Raw genomic sequence first — 19,318 nt, 5'->3', positions numbered from 1 at the left:
ATTAAACAATGTTAAGAATTGTGAAAGTTTAATGATTGATATTCAGATGAAAAGTATTTTTGATTTAGGTTTAAGCTAGTGTTTAACAGTTGATTAACGATTTTGAAATTGGTTTTGTAGTATCTTGTTACTCTTAACAAAACCCTAAAAGATGAAAAAGTTACTTCCAATTTGTATTGTTTTATTATCTATAACTGCAATGGCGCAACAAAAACCATGCGCGTGTTGTACTGAAAATCATCAAGCATTTGATTTTTGGGTAGGAACTTGGAATGTAACCAATACAGATGGAACGTCTGCTGGAAAAAATATCATTACAAAAATAGAAGATGAATGTGTATTACGTGAAAACTGGACAAGTGCCAAAGCAAATTATACAGGAACTAGTTATAATTTTTATAACGCTCAAAAGAAACAATGGGAGCAAATTTGGGTTGACAATCAAGGTGGAAATCTACACTTAAAAGGAAATAGAGTAGGCAACCAAATGATTTTACAAAGTGGCGAGGTTACTTCTCCCAAAGGACAAAAATATGTGAATAGAGTCACTTGGACATTAAATGAAGATGGCTCGGTTCGTCAACATTGGGAAACATCTCCAGATAAAAAAACATGGAAAACTGTGTTTGATGGTTTGTACGTGAAGGAGAAATAAAAGCAAAGACATAACTCTTTACATTAAGAGTTATGCCATTTCAATTGTTCAACTATTTTTATTCTTCTAGAGAGTAGTTTTTGTAGCATTTTCAATAAGCAATGGATTAACCATAGTATTATAATTTTTAAATTTTTTCCACAATAAAATAAATACAATTGCAAGTATATTTAATAGTAAAAAGAGTATGCTACCTTCAGGGCCAAATTTTCCGCCAGTAAATATATTCTCAGGAGTTTCTATGCTAATTATTGATGCTTTTGCGACGTATCCACTAATGGGAAAACCAAAAAATGCACCTTGAACCAAGTTCCATGAAAAATGAAATCCGATTGACATTCCTAAACGAGTAGTTATTAAAAATGGCAAACATATCATCATTCCATATAAGCTAAGATTTATAGTAGAAAGAACAGTAGCTCCTTCATTGTCAAAATGACCAATCCCAAACAATGCAGATGTAATAATAAGTACTAAAAAAGCTCTCTTTACAAAATCCTTTTGAATTGTACGAAAAGCTTCATATAGTGCATAAAATAGAAAAGCTCTAAAAAATATTTCTTCCACACTTGTGCCTACGATTAAACCGAATGATTCCGAAAGAAACCCTTCAACAAATGAATACTCAGAAGATTTGGTTGTAAAGTAATCTACAACCTTTAAATTCCCAGTTAGATACATTGCTAAAAAAAACAGTGAGAGTAAAGCTAAAGAGAATATAAAACCTAAGGCGAACTCTTGTAACCAAATTTTATTAATCTTTAGTCCATACTTTTTAAAAGATGATTTATCAATAAATTTTATCTGAATAAATAAACTAAATAACACACAAACAAAATATATAAAACCAGATATATAACCTCTTAAAAGGCTTTGATCTAAAATTTTCTGTAAACCTATTTGTAATGGAATATTTATTGCAAAAATGACAACTATGAAAAGCAAAATTCTCCATATAGGTCGAATATTTTGATTTGAATTAAAAATGATTTTGCGCATACTTGATTAGAATAATTTAACTATTAATATTGATTGTAATTAGATCGCAATTTAAGTTTGTTATTCTTCGAAAAATAGAATGAAATTAGTCAGGAGAAAAAAATTAAAATTTCCGAATGCTTTTTGGATTGAATCCTACATAAATTTTAAAAATTCGAATCATGTGACTATGATCTGAAAAACCACACGCAAAAGCAATTTCTGTAATTGACATTTTAGTGTGGAATAAAAAATATAAGGCTTTTTGAACTTTAATTTTTCTCATATAATCTCCCAAAGTGCCTTTGTAATATTTTTTAAAATACTTAGAAATTGTAACAGGATGTACATTTAGGAGAAGTGCCAATTCATCTAATGATATAAATTCATCCCAACGATCTTCAATAATTTCTCTGAGTTGTTTTAACCAAAAAGGTATAAAAGAAGATGTGTTGTTGTCTGTAAATAAGGACTTTAGTGTAAAGTTGATAGTGTCAGTAGTATAAAGATCATTAATATGTAACTCTCTGTAAATTTTTATAAGATTTAAATAGGTGTCAATACTTTGGGTTTCGGTTGTATTAAAACTATCAAAAGTCAAATCATTTTGAATGAAAAATTCTTTTTTCAACTCAAGATTAAGGTTTTTTGATGGAAATGCAGTAAATCGATTTCGATGCGGTTCATTTTCACGATAAACAATAATTTTTCCAGGAGAAACTTGAGTGTCGTCTTTTTTGCGTGATTCTAAATTTCCTCCTTGTAAAATTAAAGATAAGTGCATATCATCATGAGAATGCCATTCTTCAGAAACTGGTTTGGTATAATTTACTATTGAAATAGAGCAAAAATCTAAATGAAATTTCTCGAAAGTTGTTCCTAAAAAGACAGAATGTTGAAGTTTCATTGTTATTAAAAGATTAGCGTTTTATGCTGTAGTAGTGCATGATTGTTTTCCTTGAAGACGAAGTACTCAAAGAAATGTTACTCTTGAATAAGGAAAAGAATTAGAAATACATCAGTGTAAATTCATATTTATAATCGGTTTATATTTTTGACATTAGCCCAAGTTCCTGTTTCTTTTGATTCTTCGGAAGCTAAACCAATTAAATGTAAATTAGCTACGACATTCGCATTAGCGAAACTTGGAATGTTACTTTCAACCGCGTCTAAAAAAGAAGAAATTGATTCGTGCATGCCTGGCCAATCTGCATAAGGTTGAATTGCAGATAAAGACATAGTTTTCCATTGTTTTGCTGTCTTAGTTCTTGTTTTCAATTCTCCTGTTAAAACATCAATCATAATATCTCCGAAATCTCCAACAACTTCTATATTAATTGTTAAATCTTCTACGCTGTCAATATTTACTTTAAGTTCTCCCCAAATTCCATTATAATCAAAATAACCTGTACTTTGACTTTGTCTACGACCTTCAGTACCATAACCATCCATTATAAGAACGCGTTCTGGCGTTGCATCTAGCAGTACATTTAAAACATGAATATACCAAACAGATAATCGAGCTATATTGTTTACATCTTGGTGTGGATCTGGTCCCCAATTTGATTGTAATCGAATGCTTGCAGTTTGAATATTTCCAATAAGTTGTTTTTTTATCAACTCTGAAGCTTTCATAACTGCTGGAACAAGCGCAAGTTCCAAATCTGCATGTGTAATTTGTGGAGCGGCGAGTAGTTCTTTAATTATTTTTGGAATTAACGCTCTCGTATGTGCAATTGGAGGTTCATAAAATACAGCTTTGCCTGATGCTAATGCGGCTGAAATTGCTTCTGCATGAACGGAATCAGGAACAGCAATCATTACTGCTTCAATCTCTGTTACAGCGAGTAAATCTTTGTATCCTTTATAAACATTAATACTATTTCCAAAATCTTTTTTAATTGCCTTTATAGTAGCTTCGCTTCTGGCGGAAATACCTATGATTTCTACTCTTTCATCTCTTTTTAAGGCAGGGATATATGCATCTTTAACCCAAGAACCATAACCAATAATACCTATTTTAATCTTTGTCATTTTATTTGAATTCTTATTTATAGAAGACAAAAGTAGCAGGCGTAAAAATTAATAAATTGTATATTTTAAACAGATTAGAATAATTTGAAATTGTAATTAATCATCTTGTTTGTATCATTTTCTTGATGAATAAATGATTGATAATTTGAAGGTGTATGATTTAAGAACTTTTTGAACTCACGAATAAAATGTGCTTGATCAAAATACCCAGAATTTATAGCTATTGAAGTTAGGCTATCATCAGTGCCAATTAAGCTACATAATGATTTACGAAACTTTATAAGTCGCTCAAATTTCTTAGGAGAAACTCCAACTATTTTAGTGAAATTACGATTAAGAGTAACGTAATTTGTATGTATTGTTTTGCAGTATTCTTCTATAGAACATATATCATCGTTCCATCTAAATTGATTGTAAAAATCTCTAATCTTCAGAATGTTATCATAAGATGTTTTGGAAAACAAACTAGATAATAACGTATACGTTTTATGTATTAAAACTGCATTCGAATCTGTGTTTGAATATGCAATGATTCCTTCCAAATTTGGTAACTCAAATGATGTATTGAATACTTTTTTTCCTTGAATTTGAAAAAACGGAAACATGCCAAATGCAAAAAACCGAATCCCGATTAATTTAGTGCCAATTGGATATTTTAAAACAGTATTGGTAGAAGAAATTCCTTCGATATGCGGAGTCGTACACCAAACTTGATTTCGCTTATATTTAGAGTTGTTTAAAGGAATAATTAAATTAACATATTGATTCGGAGGTATAATTACTTCTACTTCTTTTTCAATATTTTCTGCAATCCATATTCGTTCAATCAAATCAGAAAACAGTTCAGATTTATGTTCAATTATATCTAGCAATTCTTCTAAATTAATTCATGTTACACTTTCTATAAAAATGTAATTTATGACTTTTTTAGCTTGAGTAGAAATCTAATTAATTAAACTTCCCTAACTGTACTGCTTTTTGCATAGCTTCATATCTTTTTTTCCATGCAGCTCTATCTTTATTTAAATGATCATCAATATGAACAGGATCTTTGGTGTTGAAATTTCCGCCCCAACGCAATTTAGGATCATCAATAATTAATTTTAAAAACTGTGCTACAGGAGCTGGAACATTTGGATATTTAGTAAGCATTTTAGAGTTTGCTAATAAACCATTTCCATACTGTAAATTCATATCAATTCCATGACCTGCTAAATGATTTGAGAACGTTGCTGGTTTTACAATAGCGCCTTGTACGTTTGTTGTGGTTCTAAATGAACTTGTAACATATACAAAAACGTTTGCTTGTGCTGCATACTGATTAATTTTTTCAAGTGCAGGAACAAATTGAACATCTGCTCTACATGGATTTCCTGAAAATCGTGATGCTTCAAATAATACAAGTGGTGATTTCTTATTTGGTAAATTTTTCAATGCAAGATCACTCCATTTGCTACCGTAAAATTTATTAATATCTTTTAAAAACAAATTGATCAATGGTCGTGTCAAAGAATCTCCATCAGACTCAATATTATTGTCTTTTGCATACGAAATTACAGCATTGCGTGTGCTTTTTCCATACAATCCGTCAGCACCAAACTTTAAAAAATTGAGTTCTTTTCCATAACCAATTGTATTAAGAAAAACTTGAACAGCGCTAATACTCATGCGAGTTCCTTTCGAAATATGTTTTTTAGTTCTAAGATCAGACGTATGAATTGCCCATAAAACATACATTTGAGGCAAAAAGTCGTGTCGTTGTATAATTAGCTTTGCTAGCGAATTTGGTACAGATGTTCCATCGCTTGGATGTCCATTTTTATTTGCGAAAGCGGCAACAGCTTTTGTAGTAGCATTTCCGTAATCGCCATCAGCTTGGTAATCATCCCATCTTAGCTCTTTTCGAAAACCTAATTCAAACAGTGTTCGCTGTAAATCTGTGATCAATTCTTTATGAGAAGATCCTTTAAATAATTGTTGACTAATATCACCCTTTTTAAGCGCTGATTCAATAAGATTTGAACATTCCATGGAGTTTACTTTTTTGTGTGTAACAAATTATAAAAAAAATACATGGATACAAAGGGTGAAAACACTTGGTTTAAACTGCATTGTATTTTTGTAATTCAATAGCAATAATTTTGTACTGAAATAAAATGAAGAAATCGACTAGAAAGTTAATTCCAGACGATTTCTCAATACGATGATTTTAGATATTACACCAAATTGGATTCTACGATACTAATCACCGTAAAAGTTTACGATCATAAAAGATATACTGTTTTATGATATTTTTTTATTAGTTAACAACTAATGTAGCAAGAGAAAATAGCTCTTGTTGCTGTTGGATTACAACCAATAGTGCAGTTGTTACTTCCACAATCGTTGGTGTTGCAATTTTCGGTAATATCACATCCATCAACCACTCCAGTAAAGATGCATTGTGGATTTGTAGATTCTCCACCGCCTTTAGCATGCAGCGTGTTTAATTCTGCAACTCTTGACTTTGTAAGGTTCAATTTATTTAACTCTAATTTTTGTTTTTTCATGATTCTATTTTTTAATTATTAAAATACAATTGTAGTAATAAAAAGCCGCTTGGATAACTACTTCCAAGCGGCACTAAACATGATATATAACTACTAAACTATATACCAAACTTTTTAAAGAGTTACAGTGTCGCCGCTAGGATCTGGGCAAGCTATGCACGAGTTTGTATAAACACTTGGGCATGGGATTGAACATGTTTCTGACTCTACACAATTATTTTGCGAAGCTTTATCTTTTCCGCCTCTATTGTCTCCTCCAAAGATGTTTCCAGCTTGTAATGCTGCGATGCTACCTTTGTTTAATTTTAATGTTCCGTGTTGTAATTTGTTTTTTTTCATAATGTATGTTTTGATTAAACTTGAAGTAAAACTATACAAACACGTAACGTCAAAAAAACAGTTACTTTGTCAGTTGATATAATGACAGTTGCTGTTTTATGATTGAATAATCTAGATGAAATGAAATTTAATTTTCATAATATAATTTTGATTTACAATTAGTTATGATTGTTTTTTTTGTAAAGCTTAAAACATCAATGATCAAATTTAAAAAGTAATTTTCACAATGTAAAATGGTGTGTGTGACAATTGATCTATTGTCATTTTTTGAGGTTAAAAACAGTAAAATATGTATTTATTTTTCAAGAGAAGCGTTTAAGTTTTTGATAAAATAGGAAGGATTCAAATTTGTTTTTCGCTGAAAAGCTCTTGAAAATGTTCGTGTATTACTAAAGCCCGATTCTTCTGCAATGGCATCAATGGTGTATTTCCTGAATGTGGCATCGTCTTGCAATCGTTTTATGGTGTAATCAACACGTAAATCATTCATAAATGTGTTGAAACTTTTTCCTTCGTATACATTTACAATTTTTGATAAATATGTATGATTTGTCTTTAAGCGTTTTGCCAAATTTTGCAAAGTTATATTTGATGATAAAAATTCGTTTTTTTCTTTAAAAAGAGCCAAATTATTCAACACACTTGCAACAATATCTTCGGGAATATTGAGTTCACTTTTTGTGCGATCTGAAACATCAATAATAGTATACTGCTTCTTTTCTTCTTGATCTTTTAAAAGTTCTTCAAAACGTTTTTTATAAATATTTCGCTGTATATATTGATATATTAAAAACCCACCAATTATGAGAATAGCTAGAATAGCACTAAGAATACTGTAGAAATATGTTTTTTCATTTTTTAATAATGATGTAATCACTTCTTGTTTGTTAGCTAATAATCTTGGCGTGTTATAATCTTCTGAAATTCGTTTACTTAAATATAGTTCTTTATCATGTATAATACTATCCAAACGTAATAAGCGCTCAATATAGGTAAGCTGTTTTTCAAGATCTTTTTTCTTTTTATAATGATCAATAAGTATTTCGTACGTTGGTCTTGTTTCCGGAAATAGATAATTCACTTTTAAAAAGATAGAATCTACTTTTTTGAAATAATCAATGGCAGTTTCAGTATTTTGTTGTGCTAAATATGTTTTGCCTAGATAGAAATAAGCATATGTTAAGTTAGAATCATTATCCTTTTTTTCAAAATATGGAACAGTTTTCGTTATGTTATCTATAGCTTCTGTATAATTTTGTTGTGCATACAAACTCATACCTTGTTTTAATATAAATACATTATATAAATGTTTGTATTTGGGGCGATTATATGTTTGTTTGATTGCTTCTGTCGCATACTTTTTTACAGAATCGTACTTGCCTAATTGCCGATAAGAAGTAACCATACTTGATATTATTCTTAAACGCCTCCATTGATCTTCAAACCCTAATTTTTCAGAATTTGCTAGGGATTTTTTAAGTGTTTTTAGTGCATTTTCATAATCTCCAATTAAATTATAAGTAATTCCAATATTGTAGTTAATGTTAAAAAGGGCATTATTGTTTTTACTTTCTTTGGCATATTGCTCTGCTTTTACATATAAGTTTAATGCTTCTTTATAAGATTGAGCTTGAAAAAGATCTCCAGCTTTTATAACCAACGCATTTTCCATCAAATAGTGATCTGTACGTTTAGCTGATAGTTGAGTAAGGCTATCAATATATATCATTTTTAAAGAATCAGAATTAAGTAAACCTTTATAATAATAACCATCAATGATTTTTTTTGAATCTTGAAGTTGCTTTGCCTTTTTTAAATAAGCATCTGCATACAAGCTAGCTTCTGCATCAGAATCTGTGTCATAAAACTGCGTTCGTAATTCTTTAAAACTTTTTTGCAACAGCGAATCAATTTGTAGTGTGTTTTGTTCTTGACTCCATAATGAGAAATGAATAAAAAGGAAACATACAATACTGAAATAGTGTTTTAATGACATAAGAATAATCTAGGAATACTAAAATACATTTTCTTTTCTTTTTGTCGAGGAACAGTAAGACATAAATAGTATATAAAGTTGTGACAATAGATCAATTGTCTATATATAATGTAGGTTTACAGTACTAAGTGGCTATAAATAATTGTAGCTTTGAGATACACTAATTCAAATACAAAACATAATATTTATGAAAAGAAAAAGTTTATTCCTCAGCCTAAAAAAGTATACAATTGCATCTGTTCGTGGAAATTATAATATTATCGGAGCAGGTTTAACAACTGGTCCTGAGTGTGGCACTTCAGTTGATCCAGCAATTTGTAGGTCAGCAGATCCAGTTACATGCCAATCACAAGATACTGGTACATGTACAACAAAACATCCATCTTGTGGAAGTTCTACAGACGATCCATTAAGTAATGCACGAAAAGGATGTGCTTCTCACATTGGTGGTGGAGATTAATAGTTCAAAAAAAGTAATACATAACTAAAAAAAGCTAGGCAATTTGCCTAGCTTTTATAATTCTATTCTAATATATCTTTGTTTACAGCATAAACTATAGACTTCATCATTGTAATATATAATTTGGACGAAAGGATATGGTACATCTCTTCAGTAGCTTCATTTTGAAACGACATATCGTTCCAAGAACCCATTCCTCCAAATACAAATGAATGACATGCAGCCATTAACAATTGTTTATTTTGTAAATCGTAATTATTCCAGATAATTAAATCAAAATGATGAAAATTTAATTCTGGTTTGTCACTATTGAGTGTATATATTGCTTGCTGAATTTTTTTTGCCCAATATTCATCAGTTTCTTTGTAAGCAAAATCAATAATTTTTTCAAGACAGATTTTTAATGCTTCTTTAGTTTTTTCAATAGTGTATTGTTGATTTATAATTGGCTGGTTACTAAGGTCTTTTCCATAGGTAACTTGCCAAGGTTTTTTGATTGAATTTTTATCATATTTCCATATGCTAAACCAAAAATCTGAATAATTTTCAAATACTGTTTCAATAAGCCAAGTGCCGCCACCGCCAATAAAACTTGCAGTTTTATGATCGTCTTTCTTTTCACTTTGATAATAAAGACGCAGTTTTTTACACTTTTTTGACTTTAAAAAAACATACCAATCTATAGGGTTTTTAGCAACTATGAACTCTTTTTGATTGCTAAAAAAGTACTTTTTTTTCAGTTCTCTAAAATCAACAAAATTGCAATGCTGAAAAGTTGAGTTTTTAGGATAGTAATTTTGCAATATTTCTTTTTCTAGATACTCATTTCCATAAGATACTATTGATATAAGTTGAGCTAAAGTTCCAGTCATTTTTGCTTTATAAAAATTTAATCTACATATTGATGAATAGAAGTTTTTGAGGTATTCTTTCTCAATCTCAAAAAACAATGCACATAAAAAATAATAACCATTAATATAAATGGAATTACAGTCCTAGCTACTGGTGTTTGATGCCTTCCTAAAGTAGAAAGAAAATATATAAAAGGAATTAAAACGAATAAAGGAGAACTAAGGAACAACCATAACTTATAATTTTTTACGCTACGCCATCCTAACAGAAACAGAAGTTGTCCAGTTAGGATTGATAGTACTGGTATAAAAGTTATGAGATCACTGCGTTGTAAAATTTCTGGAATATTAAATATCATAAAAATTTCAAATAATACCCAAGGTCCACCAATATGCCGACCAATAACTTGTATAAAGAAAAAAGATAGAATGACGCCGAAGAAAATCCAGCGATTTATTTTTAATTCCATTAATGTTATTATTTCAAACTAGCTAATGCTTCAATGGCTTTTTCTGCATCTGCTTCTTCCACATGGAATTCAATACTTCCACCAAGGATTCCTGCATAAGCTGTGTCCATTTTATTGATTTCGTGATAGTTAATTTCAGCTTCGGCTAAAAGTTTTCGTGCACTCATTACTTGAATCTGCGAATCGCTTGAATATATTTTTTGTTTATCCATAGGTTTAATTTTTTATTTAATATGTGCATCAATTTTTTCGATTGTATCTTCATATATGGAAATCAGCTTATATTGCGAACCGAAATAATCTTGCATAATATCCCACATTAAATCATGTACATCTTTATAAGTAGTCTCTGAATCTATGTAAACATAACGTTGATTGAATGTTTTTCGGAGATCTTCAATATTATATTGTAAATTATATGCTTTTGTAATCTGCTTTAGCAAATCGATATCTAAATTGGATAGCATATTACTAAACTTCGTTGCTTGAAACATAGCATCTTCAAATTTTGCTTTTCCAAGTCCTGGCCAGTTAGGAATCCTGTTCAAAAAACGATCGGCTTTAAATGCTTCATCTAAAATTTCAGAATTTTTATCTAAAACTTTACTAATGCTATCAAGCGAATTGAAAAAAGGTTTAATATCTTTTTCTTTTCTTTCTTTAAGATACAACAAATTATCATGTAACTCACTTTTTAATGCAGTTAGAAGACTGTTTCGATCATTATCAAGGATTCTATCATCGTTCCAATTAGAAGCCATCATTCCTATAAATACACCTAAAATGACCATAACGAGTTGTAAAAAATAGTCAATACGTTTTTCCTTATTCATGAAATCCTTTTTAAATTAAAAAACTAGAGATACAAAATACAAGGATTTTATGAGGTTTTGAATGTGATATCTGTAAATTTTTCCATCAACTATCTATGCTGGTAGCAATAACGACCGTTTTTTACGTTTCGTTTACAGCGTTTCCCAGATTTAGTTTTTCCATGACATTGTGAAGAAGATGAAGGTGTTTTAGTGCGTTTTGAAGCTTTGATAGAACTACTATTTTGTTTGGTATGTTGAAAACAATAGCCGTTAGCTAATTTAGTTTTATGTTTACAACGTGTTCCTTTTTGAGTATATCCTTTACAACGAACAGAAGTAGCAGTACCAACTGCTTTGTTATCAGAAGTCAGTTGTTTCTTTAATTGACTTTTTGGCGGTGGATTGCAAATTTTACAAGGTGTAAGTTTTGAATCTCTAATATTTTTCAATCCAACTAACTTACTCGAAACATTTTCCACCATACGACACGAACTCAAATGATATCGCTTTCCTGAAGGTGTTTTGTAAACATCTTGTGAATAACATTGAAATGAAATCACATGAAAAATGAATACAAAAATAAAATATCTCATAGGCGTAGAAATAATTTTAAAATTACTAGAAAATCTTTATAAAGAATTACGGTTTTCCACAAAAAAATAGCGGTAAAAACTTGGTGTAACATTTTTTTAGTAACTTTCAATCTGAATGAAACATTGCAGTAGTATACTATCTTTCTTCTTCCTATTTGTTGTGCACATAACTATGGCGCAACAATCGTATGAATTTGGTTCTCCAAAAACACATAACATCTCAGCAGCCAAATATGGTGGAGAAGAACAAAATTTCAATTTTATACAAGACGATAAAGGTGTATTATTTGTAGCTAATACAATTGGGTTTTTAGAATTCAATGGTGTGAGCTGGCGACATTTTAAACCAGAAAATGATGGTGTTCCACTTTCTTTTGCAAAAGATGAAAATGGCAGAATTTATAGTGGTGGAACAGGATTCATTGGATATTTAGATCAAGATGAAAATGGTCAAACAAAATTCAATCAATTAAACCATTTATTACCGAAAGATTTTATGTTACAATATGTTTGGAATACAATTTCAAAAGATGGAAACATATACTTTCAAAACTTAAAGAACGTCATTGTATATACTGGTGAGAAGATTCATATTATTGATAGCCAATATTATATAAGTAATATGTATCACATAAACAATACCATATTTGTTGATACAGTTCATGGAATCTATACCATAGAAAATAATGCATTAGTACTTATAGAAGGAACTGAGTTTTTTGGAAGTTCAGATGTAAGAGGAATGCTGGGCGTTGATAAGAATGACTTTACTGCATTTACAAATGAACATGGAGTAAGTCATTTTAAAAATGGAGAAATAGAAACTGCGAATACTGAAGTTTCTGATTTCATTAAAAAAAATAAAATATACAGTAGTAAAAAATTAAATGATGGAACCATTGCCTTAAATACAGTAAACAGAGGAACATTACTTATTAATAAAGAATTTGAACCTGTATATAGTATTCAAGAAAGTGGCGGATTGATATACAATCTTGTTCGTGGTGTGTATCAAGATTATAATAATGATCTTTGGTTTGCTACTGATGAAGGAATTTCTAAAGTAAATTATCCAATAGCAAGCACGTTTTATAAACATTATAAGGAAGGTATAGGAACAGTTCAAAAAATAATACGATACAAAGAGAAATTATATATAGCTTCTACAAACGGTACGTATGAATTGATCCCAACGACAAAAGAAAAACTGACTACGGATGCTCCATATGCAACTTATAAAATGGTTGGAAGCACTAACAGAAATAGTTTTGCAATCACAAGTTTTCAGAATAAACTTATTTATGGAGAATTAGGTGCTACCATAAGTTATGATGGAAACACAGGCATAGAGATTAATAAAAATAATGCACGTAAATTTTACGCTTCAAAAGCACATAAGAATACGCTTTTTATGGGATGTATAGGTGGCTGTGAAATACTGCATTATGAAAATGGAAAACTAAGCAAGCAAACAAAAATTAAGGGAATAGATGTCGAAATACGCGGTATTGTTGAAGATTCACTAAACAACCTTTGGCTGACAACAATGACTGAAGGAATATACAAAGTCCAATTAAATGATACGCTTGGCGTAAAAAATATTCAACACTACGATGAAGAAGATGGATTGCCTTCAATGCGTGATAATTTAGCCTATGAAATAGACAATAATGATATCATTTTTACAACACACAAAGGGTTTTATAAATATGATATAACTACGGATAAATTTATACCTAGCGATCGTTTTGGAAAAGCCTATGCAGGAACAGACGAATTTGTGTATGCATTTTACTATGTAAATCCTGAAAAAGCATGGATTCACTCATATCGAAAACGAGAAACTTCATTATATACAGTGAACAAATCAAAACGAGATACACTTTTGTATGACGACTATAAAGAATTTGGACATGTACCTGTATATTATATTTATGATGATGCAGAAACGCCAATAACTTGGCTTGGAGGAACAGATTTGGTACGGCATGATGAATCAATTAATACGAAGAAAGAAAATGTAAAATATCATGCAGTTATTTCAAAAGCAATTGTTGGAACAGATTCCTTATTGATATCAGGTCATCATTTTGATTCAGAAAAAACACTAGAACTAACGCCTGATTACAAAGATATTCGATTTGAAGTTGGTGCTACAGATTATCAAGATTTTACAAAAAATGAATTCCAATACTTTTTGGAAGGATATGATGAAAAATGGAGTGATTGGAATCAAGAGGCATTCAAAATATTTACAAACCTAAGTAGCGGAAATTACACGTTTAAAGTACGTGCGAAAAATGTAAAAAATCAACTTTCTGAAACGACAGTGTTCAACTTTAAAATTTTGCCAAAATGGTATGAACAATTATGGTTCATATTATTGCTATTGCTTGCAGGAATTATAGGAGTTGTATATCTGACTAATTTCTTTTCTAAGCGTAAATTTGTGAAAAAAGTACATGAACTAGAATTGAAACAACAATTTGAATCAGAAAAAAATCAAGCAGTAATTCAAGAACAAGAACGCGGTATCAAAGCAATGATTCAAGCGCAAGAAAATGAACGTGGACGTATTGCAAGAGATTTACATGATGGTGTTGTACAACAAATAGGAAGCGTAATTTTAAAAGCACGAAGCTTTATTGAAAAGACAGGAACGAAAGATCAAAAAGAAGCAGAAACATTCTTAAATGAATTAGAAACATCAAATCAAGACTTGCGAAACATATCACATCAAATGATGCCGAGAGCATTAAGCGACCTTGGAATTATTCCAGCATTAGAAGACATGCTAGAAAATAGTTTAGCATATGCCAACATCAAATATCAATTTGAACACTTCAATATCAATGAACGATTACCCGAAAAAATTGAAGTCTCTATCTACAGAATTACACAAGAATTAATCAACAATATCATAAAACATAGCAATGCCAATAATGTTAATGTGCAACTCTTCAAATCAGATGAAAGTATTATTCTCATTGTAGAAGATGATGGTGTTGGAATGAATACTTCCAAATCAGGAAAAGGTATCGGATTGTTAAACATTTCGAGTCGTGTAGACATGATTCATGGAACGGTAAATTTTGAACCGAGCCCGAATAGTGGTACATTAGTAACGGTAAAAATTCCATTATCAAATGTCAATTAAACTCCTTATTGCAGACGATCATCCGCTAATGGCGCAAGGTATTGCAAACACATTCAATACAACCGAAGCTATTGTTGTAAAAAAGATAGTACATGATGGCGAAGCAGTAATTCATGCGTTAGAGTCAGCTCTTTTTGATGTTGTACTCTTAGATATTGAAATGCCAAAGCGCAACGGAATAGAATGTGCAAAAATCATCGTAAAAAAGTTTCCAGAAGTAAAAATTGCAATGTTATCAATGCATCAAGAAAGTTCAGTTATCAAACATCTTATGGAAATTGGCGTGCAAGGGTACATGCTAAAAACAATTCCGAGCGACGAATTGATATTTGCTATAAAAACAATTCATGCTGGAAAAGAATACTTCAATGCTTCCATAACGAAAGCATTACTAAATCCAGAAACGAAAACTTCATCAATAAAAGTCTTAGAAAAATCGCCTGTAGTAGAAGAATTGACATCTCGTGAAATAGAAGTAATTAAATTAATCTCTAAAGGATTGACTAACATTCAAATTGGCGAAAAAATATTCATTAGCCCACGAACGGTTGATACACATCGTACCAACATCATGAAAAAAATTGGTGTTAATAATGTTGCTGGTTTGGTTCGTTTTGCCTTCCAGAATGACTTGGCGTAATGAACAAATCATTTTTCTTTTGTTTAGCATTGTCATATCGAACGCAGTCGAGATACTCATATGCTAGTAAATACATTTGAAAACTCATAAATTCCTTAATTTAAATCATACAACTCTTCAAAATACGGTAAATCCCGTAGCTGTTTAAGTAAATAACTCTATTTACTACAATCGACCTGTCTACTACTTTTGAATCATCATTTAATATCACCCTTTTCCAAAGTTTAGATAAGAGCATCTATTCGAATATTTCCACAGGGTGATGTAGTTGGAATATCGGATGGATGCTCTTTTTTCAATAAAATAATAACGAACGATTATGAAAAATTTAAAAAAACAATTCAATGTTTTCTGTATTGCATTTCTAGCACTAACAATGATTGCATGTAGCAATGATGATGATTCTGGTAACTCTGATGATCCTGCAAATACTGCAGCAGAATTTTTAACAGCGAAAGTGGATGGTGTAGACTTTAGCGCTATGGAAGTTTCAGTAACAGCAACGACCTCAAACAGTGTATTATCACTTGTTGGTGGCGATAGTACTGGAAATACGTTTCAAATAGCAATACAAAACTATAATGGTGTTGGAACATACGTTACAGGTGATGTTGTAACAAACTCAAATGCTATGTCGTACATAACAATCACTCCAGTTGCTTTATGGACTTCGACTTTTGATACAGGAACTGGAATGTTAGAAGTAACATCTGATGATGGAAGCATCATAGAAGGAACATTTGAATTTCTTGGTTACAAAGATCCGTCAAATCGAATTCTCTTTAGTGACGGTGCTTTTAAAGCAAACATAGAATAATAATTACTGAATTATAAAAAACAACCGAACGATGAAAATTAGAATAGTATTAATAGGATTACTGAGTCAAATGGCTTTTGGGCAATTGGAAACGGTAAAAGACATACATGCTGCAACAGGAGATGATGTGTACTCTAATAGTTTTATGTATAGAGGAAACACTAATGGAGTCATAGCTGCAAGTGATGGAAATACTGGTAGTGAAATCTATATGTTAAATCCAACATTAAACAACATGACATTGATCAAAGATATTGCGCCAGGATGTGATGGAAGTGCTCCAAATCAATTAAGAGTTTTACCGAATGGAAATGTCGTTTTCACAGCAAATGATGGAGTTCATGGTGTCGAAATTTGGGTAACCGATGGAACAGAAGCTGGAACAATGCTTTTAAATGACATTCGCCCAGGAACAAGCAGTAGTAGTCCATTTCAGTTAACACTTCTTGGAAATGCGGTATACTTTACAGCAAATGATGGCGGAACTTTTGGTTCTGAAATATGGAAAACGGATGGTACAGTAGCAGGAACAACTGTTCTAAAAGACATAAATACAAGTGGAAACTCTTTTCCTTCTAACTATACAATAGTAAACAATGAGTTGTATTTCTCTGCAAATGATGGAGTAGTAGGAACCGAATTATGGAAAACTGACGGAACAGAAGCAGGAACAGTTTTAGTAAAAGATATTCGAAGTGGTTCGCAAAGTAGCAGTACACAACGATTTATAGCAAGTGGAAATACACTCTATTTTACAGCTAATGATGGAAATACAGGAACGGAACTATGGAAGTCAGATGGAACAGAATCAGGAACTACAATCGTAAGAAACATTACTCCTGGAAGCGGATTTACAAACTTTAACTCCTTTCTAGATGTAAATGGTACATTATACTTTGGAAGCAAAGGAGATCTGTGGAAATCTGATGGAACTTCAGGCGGAACAGTCTTAATAAAAGATGTAAATAATTCAACTAATTTTGCGAACCTTTCGGCATTATTTCATCATAATGGAACAATTTATTTTAGAGGAAACAATGGTATAAATGGTGATGAACTTTGGACAAGTGACGGAACAACTTCAGGAACAAACCTGTTACTCGATATCAATCCAGGAACTGCACATAGTGAATTAGGTGGTTTTTTTATCATGAATAACACAATCTTCTTTACAGCTGATGATGGTGTACATGGAAATGAATTATGGACAACAGATGGAACGGCAGTCAATACACAATTATTCAATGACTACAATGTAGGTTCTGCGCGTAGTAGATCACAATTTGTCTTTGAATATCAAGGAAGTAACATTCTAATGATTGACAATGGAATCAATGGATATTCTTTCTATAAGTCAGATGGAACTTTAGTAGGAACAGAACTTATTTATGACTTAAATACGATTACAAAAAGTGCAAATCCGCAAATCATAGGTATTCGTAAAGGTGAAATATATCTTGCTGCTGTTGATGGTGCATTTCATGATGAACTCTGGAAAAGTGATGGAACAGAAGCTGGAACGATACGATTAGTCGGATTAGATAATGAATATGGAGATCGATATATAACCAGTGCAGAAGAAGTAAATGGAAATGTAGTTTTTGTAGCAAGAGATTTAGCAGCAAATTCAGAATTGTGGATTACTGATGGAACTCCAACAGGAACTCAACTTCTTCTAGATTTATATCCTGGAACTGCAGCAGGAACATTCGGACCTTTATATCCTTATAATGGAGAAATTTATTTCTCAGGATGGCAACCTGCTACAGGGCAAGAACTCTGGAAAACTGACGGAACAGTTACTGGAACAGTTTTAGTAAAAGACATTCAAGCTGGAGGAGGTTTCTCAGGACCAATTAGTTTTGTAGAATTCGGAGGAAAATTATATTTCAGAGCTGACGATGGTACAAACGGACGCGAACTATGGGTAACCGATGGAACCGAAGCCGGAACACAATTAGTAAAAGACATCCATCCTACAGGTTCATCAAATGCAGCGCCGCAACTAGTTTTTAACAATAAATTATATCTAATAGCAAACACTCCAACAAGCGGATTTGAACTTTGGTCTACTGATGGAACAGACGCAGGAACGACTTTAGTAAAAGATATTAATACTTCAGGAAATGGTTTTCCAAAAGATTTTATAGAATACAACAATGAACTCTATTTTAGAGCTACTGACGGAACTAATGGAACAGAACTCTGGAAAACAGACGGAACGGAAGCAGGAACTGTATTAGTAAAAGACATAAACACAGCAGGAAATGCATTCATAGGATTTGCGCAACAAACAATATACAATGGCGAATTGTACTTTGTAGCTCGCGATAATACGACTGCAGATGAACTCTGGAAAACTGATGGAACTTCCGCAGGAACAGTAGTCGTTTCAAACATAAATCCAACAACAGGTTCAGGAATTACGGAACTTACGGTATTTGATAACAAACTAATTTTCGCAGCTACTGATGGAATCATAGGAAGAGAACTATACATAAGTGATGGAACGACCACAGAACTGTTATTAGACATCTATCCAGGAGAAAAAAGTAGTAGTCCATCAGATTTAATAGTCTACAACAACGAATTATACTTTGTGGCTTTAGACAATATATACGGAAATGAATTACGGAAAATAAACACTACAACACTAAGTGTGGAAACTGTTGAGAATTTTCAGAATACTGAAAAATTAGCAGTATATCCAAATCCTACAACATCGTATTTCTCAATCAATACGAGTTCACAAACGGATATAACAAAAGTAGAAATATATGATCGTACAGGTAAATTTATTCAAGAACTCAAAAAATCTGAAAACGGATATAATGTGCAAAACCTAACATCAGGATTGTACTTTGTAAAAATGTATACTTCCCAAACCTCAAAAACTAAGAAGTTAATCGTTCGGTAAACAAAAGTACTTGTTAGTTAAAAAGCCTCTTTCCTTACTTGGGAAGA

At 31.4% G+C, this 19,318-nt stretch carries 19 protein-coding genes; 6 read left to right on the top strand and 13 right to left on the bottom strand.

Annotated elements, in window-relative coordinates; genetic code table 11:
- The first annotated feature begins 151 nt into the window (after nt 1-151).
- Nucleotides 152-655, top strand: coding sequence for a hypothetical protein (locus ACUUYC_RS25100; protein ID WP_474270498.1), 504 nt, complete (start codon nt 152-154; stop codon nt 653-655).
- A gap of 66 nt (nt 656-721) precedes the next feature.
- On the opposite strand, the gene ACUUYC_RS25095 is transcribed toward ACUUYC_RS25100, so the two are convergent.
- The 8 genes from ACUUYC_RS25095 to ACUUYC_RS25060 form a co-directional block, all read right to left on the bottom strand.
- Nucleotides 722-1,654, bottom strand: a complete 933-nt coding sequence (locus tag ACUUYC_RS25095) for a lysostaphin resistance A-like protein (RefSeq protein ID WP_474270496.1) — start codon at nt 1,652-1,654, stop codon at nt 722-724.
- A gap of 103 nt (nt 1,655-1,757) precedes the next feature.
- Nucleotides 1,758-2,540, bottom strand: a complete 783-nt coding sequence (locus ACUUYC_RS25090) for a helix-turn-helix transcriptional regulator (RefSeq protein WP_474270494.1) — start codon at nt 2,538-2,540, stop codon at nt 1,758-1,760.
- Between the two features lie 128 nt (nt 2,541-2,668).
- Nucleotides 2,669-3,667 carry a Gfo/Idh/MocA family protein gene (locus ACUUYC_RS25085; RefSeq protein ID WP_474270492.1) on the bottom strand — a complete coding sequence of 333 codons (999 nt, stop codon included), beginning with the start codon at nt 3,665-3,667 and terminating at the stop codon, nt 2,669-2,671.
- Nucleotides 3,668-3,741: 74 nt separating this feature from the next.
- Nucleotides 3,742-4,539 (bottom strand): helix-turn-helix domain-containing protein, encoded by a 798-nt coding sequence (locus ACUUYC_RS25080; protein WP_474270490.1) that lies wholly within the window; start codon nt 4,537-4,539, stop codon nt 3,742-3,744.
- A 76-nt stretch (nt 4,540-4,615) separates the two neighbouring features.
- Entirely contained in the window at nt 4,616-5,698 is a 1,083-nt protein-coding gene (locus tag ACUUYC_RS25075) for a peptidoglycan-binding domain-containing protein (protein ID WP_474270488.1), read from the bottom strand.
- Between the two features lie 272 nt (nt 5,699-5,970).
- Entirely contained in the window at nt 5,971-6,216 is a 246-nt protein-coding gene (locus tag ACUUYC_RS25070; protein ID WP_474270486.1) for a hypothetical protein, read from the bottom strand.
- Nucleotides 6,217-6,330: 114 nt separating this feature from the next.
- Nucleotides 6,331-6,555: a hypothetical protein gene (locus tag ACUUYC_RS25065; protein ID WP_474270485.1), complete on the bottom strand. Its 225-nt coding sequence runs from the start codon at nt 6,553-6,555 to the stop codon at nt 6,331-6,333.
- A gap of 295 nt (nt 6,556-6,850) precedes the next feature.
- Nucleotides 6,851-8,551, bottom strand: coding sequence for a tetratricopeptide repeat protein (locus ACUUYC_RS25060; protein ID WP_474270483.1), 1,701 nt, complete (start codon nt 8,549-8,551; stop codon nt 6,851-6,853).
- Nucleotides 8,552-8,738: 187 nt separating this feature from the next.
- Here ACUUYC_RS25060 and ACUUYC_RS25055 point away from each other — a divergent pair, with 187 nt between their 5' ends.
- Nucleotides 8,739-9,011: a hypothetical protein gene (locus tag ACUUYC_RS25055; protein ID WP_474270481.1), complete on the top strand. Its 273-nt coding sequence runs from the start codon at nt 8,739-8,741 to the stop codon at nt 9,009-9,011.
- 62 nt (nt 9,012-9,073) lie between these two features.
- Here the strand turns inward: ACUUYC_RS25055 and ACUUYC_RS25050 are convergent, their stop codons facing one another.
- From ACUUYC_RS25050 to ACUUYC_RS25030, 5 genes are all read right to left on the bottom strand, one after another.
- Nucleotides 9,074-9,883: a hypothetical protein gene (locus ACUUYC_RS25050; RefSeq protein WP_474270479.1), complete on the bottom strand. Its 810-nt coding sequence runs from the start codon at nt 9,881-9,883 to the stop codon at nt 9,074-9,076.
- A gap of 17 nt (nt 9,884-9,900) precedes the next feature.
- Nucleotides 9,901-10,332 carry a hypothetical protein gene (locus ACUUYC_RS25045; protein ID WP_474270477.1) on the bottom strand — a complete coding sequence of 144 codons (432 nt, stop codon included), beginning with the start codon at nt 10,330-10,332 and terminating at the stop codon, nt 9,901-9,903.
- A gap of 8 nt (nt 10,333-10,340) precedes the next feature.
- Nucleotides 10,341-10,544 carry a putative signal transducing protein gene (locus ACUUYC_RS25040; RefSeq protein ID WP_474270476.1) on the bottom strand — a complete coding sequence of 68 codons (204 nt, stop codon included), beginning with the start codon at nt 10,542-10,544 and terminating at the stop codon, nt 10,341-10,343.
- 12 nt (nt 10,545-10,556) lie between these two features.
- Entirely contained in the window at nt 10,557-11,165 is a 609-nt protein-coding gene (locus ACUUYC_RS25035) for a hypothetical protein (RefSeq protein WP_474270475.1), read from the bottom strand.
- 89 nt (nt 11,166-11,254) lie between these two features.
- Nucleotides 11,255-11,740 carry a DUF5763 domain-containing protein gene (locus tag ACUUYC_RS25030; protein ID WP_474270474.1) on the bottom strand — a complete coding sequence of 162 codons (486 nt, stop codon included), beginning with the start codon at nt 11,738-11,740 and terminating at the stop codon, nt 11,255-11,257.
- Between the two features lie 115 nt (nt 11,741-11,855).
- Between ACUUYC_RS25030 and ACUUYC_RS25025 the strand changes: the two genes are divergently transcribed.
- The 4 genes from ACUUYC_RS25025 (at nt 11,856) to ACUUYC_RS25010 (ending at nt 19,271) form a co-directional block, all read left to right on the top strand.
- Nucleotides 11,856-14,897, top strand: coding sequence for a sensor histidine kinase (locus ACUUYC_RS25025; protein WP_474270472.1), 3,042 nt, complete (start codon nt 11,856-11,858; stop codon nt 14,895-14,897).
- Nucleotides 14,887-15,537 (top strand): response regulator, encoded by a 651-nt coding sequence (locus ACUUYC_RS25020; protein WP_474270471.1) that lies wholly within the window; start codon nt 14,887-14,889, stop codon nt 15,535-15,537. Before ACUUYC_RS25025 ends, ACUUYC_RS25020 begins: the two co-directional genes overlap by 11 nt.
- Nucleotides 15,538-15,856: 319 nt before the next feature.
- Nucleotides 15,857-16,354, top strand: a complete 498-nt coding sequence (locus ACUUYC_RS25015; RefSeq protein WP_474270470.1) for a DUF6252 domain-containing protein — start codon at nt 15,857-15,859, stop codon at nt 16,352-16,354.
- Between the two features lie 31 nt (nt 16,355-16,385).
- Entirely contained in the window at nt 16,386-19,271 is a 2,886-nt protein-coding gene (locus tag ACUUYC_RS25010) for an ELWxxDGT repeat protein (protein WP_474270469.1), read from the top strand.
- Nucleotides 19,272-19,318 lie beyond the last annotated feature (47 nt).

It is taken from the genome of Kordia sp. E, assembly GCF_056033805.1.
Note: the sequence above shows the minus strand (reverse complement) of the source record. Positions and strands in the feature narration are given on the sequence as shown.

Excerpts from the sequence above, each read along its gene's own strand:
- ACUUYC_RS25025 (WP_474270472.1), top strand. The coding sequence starts at position 11,856 with ATGAAACATTGCAGTAGTATACTATCTTTCTTCTTCCTATTTGTTGTG.
- ACUUYC_RS25020 (WP_474270471.1), top strand. The coding sequence starts at position 14,887 with ATGTCAATTAAACTCCTTATTGCAGACGATCATCCGCTAATGGCGCAA.
- ACUUYC_RS25075 (WP_474270488.1), bottom strand. The coding sequence starts at position 5,698 with ATGGAATGTTCAAATCTTATTGAATCAGCGCTTAAAAAGGGTGATATT.
- ACUUYC_RS25100 (WP_474270498.1), top strand. The coding sequence starts at position 152 with ATGAAAAAGTTACTTCCAATTTGTATTGTTTTATTATCTATAACTGCA.
- ACUUYC_RS25060 (WP_474270483.1), bottom strand. The coding sequence starts at position 8,551 with ATGTCATTAAAACACTATTTCAGTATTGTATGTTTCCTTTTTATTCAT.
- ACUUYC_RS25035 (WP_474270475.1), bottom strand. The coding sequence starts at position 11,165 with ATGAATAAGGAAAAACGTATTGACTATTTTTTACAACTCGTTATGGTC.
- ACUUYC_RS25095 (WP_474270496.1), bottom strand. The coding sequence starts at position 1,654 with ATGCGCAAAATCATTTTTAATTCAAATCAAAATATTCGACCTATATGG.
- ACUUYC_RS25085 (WP_474270492.1), bottom strand. The coding sequence starts at position 3,667 with ATGACAAAGATTAAAATAGGTATTATTGGTTATGGTTCTTGGGTTAAA.
- ACUUYC_RS25015 (WP_474270470.1), top strand. The coding sequence starts at position 15,857 with ATGAAAAATTTAAAAAAACAATTCAATGTTTTCTGTATTGCATTTCTA.
- ACUUYC_RS25010 (WP_474270469.1), top strand. The coding sequence starts at position 16,386 with ATGAAAATTAGAATAGTATTAATAGGATTACTGAGTCAAATGGCTTTT.
- ACUUYC_RS25070 (WP_474270486.1), bottom strand. The coding sequence starts at position 6,216 with ATGAAAAAACAAAAATTAGAGTTAAATAAATTGAACCTTACAAAGTCA.
- ACUUYC_RS25045 (WP_474270477.1), bottom strand. The coding sequence starts at position 10,332 with ATGGAATTAAAAATAAATCGCTGGATTTTCTTCGGCGTCATTCTATCT.
- ACUUYC_RS25090 (WP_474270494.1), bottom strand. The coding sequence starts at position 2,540 with ATGAAACTTCAACATTCTGTCTTTTTAGGAACAACTTTCGAGAAATTT.
- ACUUYC_RS25055 (WP_474270481.1), top strand. The coding sequence starts at position 8,739 with ATGAAAAGAAAAAGTTTATTCCTCAGCCTAAAAAAGTATACAATTGCA.
- ACUUYC_RS25050 (WP_474270479.1), bottom strand. The coding sequence starts at position 9,883 with ATGACTGGAACTTTAGCTCAACTTATATCAATAGTATCTTATGGAAAT.
- ACUUYC_RS25030 (WP_474270474.1), bottom strand. The coding sequence starts at position 11,740 with ATGAGATATTTTATTTTTGTATTCATTTTTCATGTGATTTCATTTCAA.
- ACUUYC_RS25065 (WP_474270485.1), bottom strand. The coding sequence starts at position 6,555 with ATGAAAAAAAACAAATTACAACACGGAACATTAAAATTAAACAAAGGT.
- ACUUYC_RS25040 (WP_474270476.1), bottom strand. The coding sequence starts at position 10,544 with ATGGATAAACAAAAAATATATTCAAGCGATTCGCAGATTCAAGTAATG.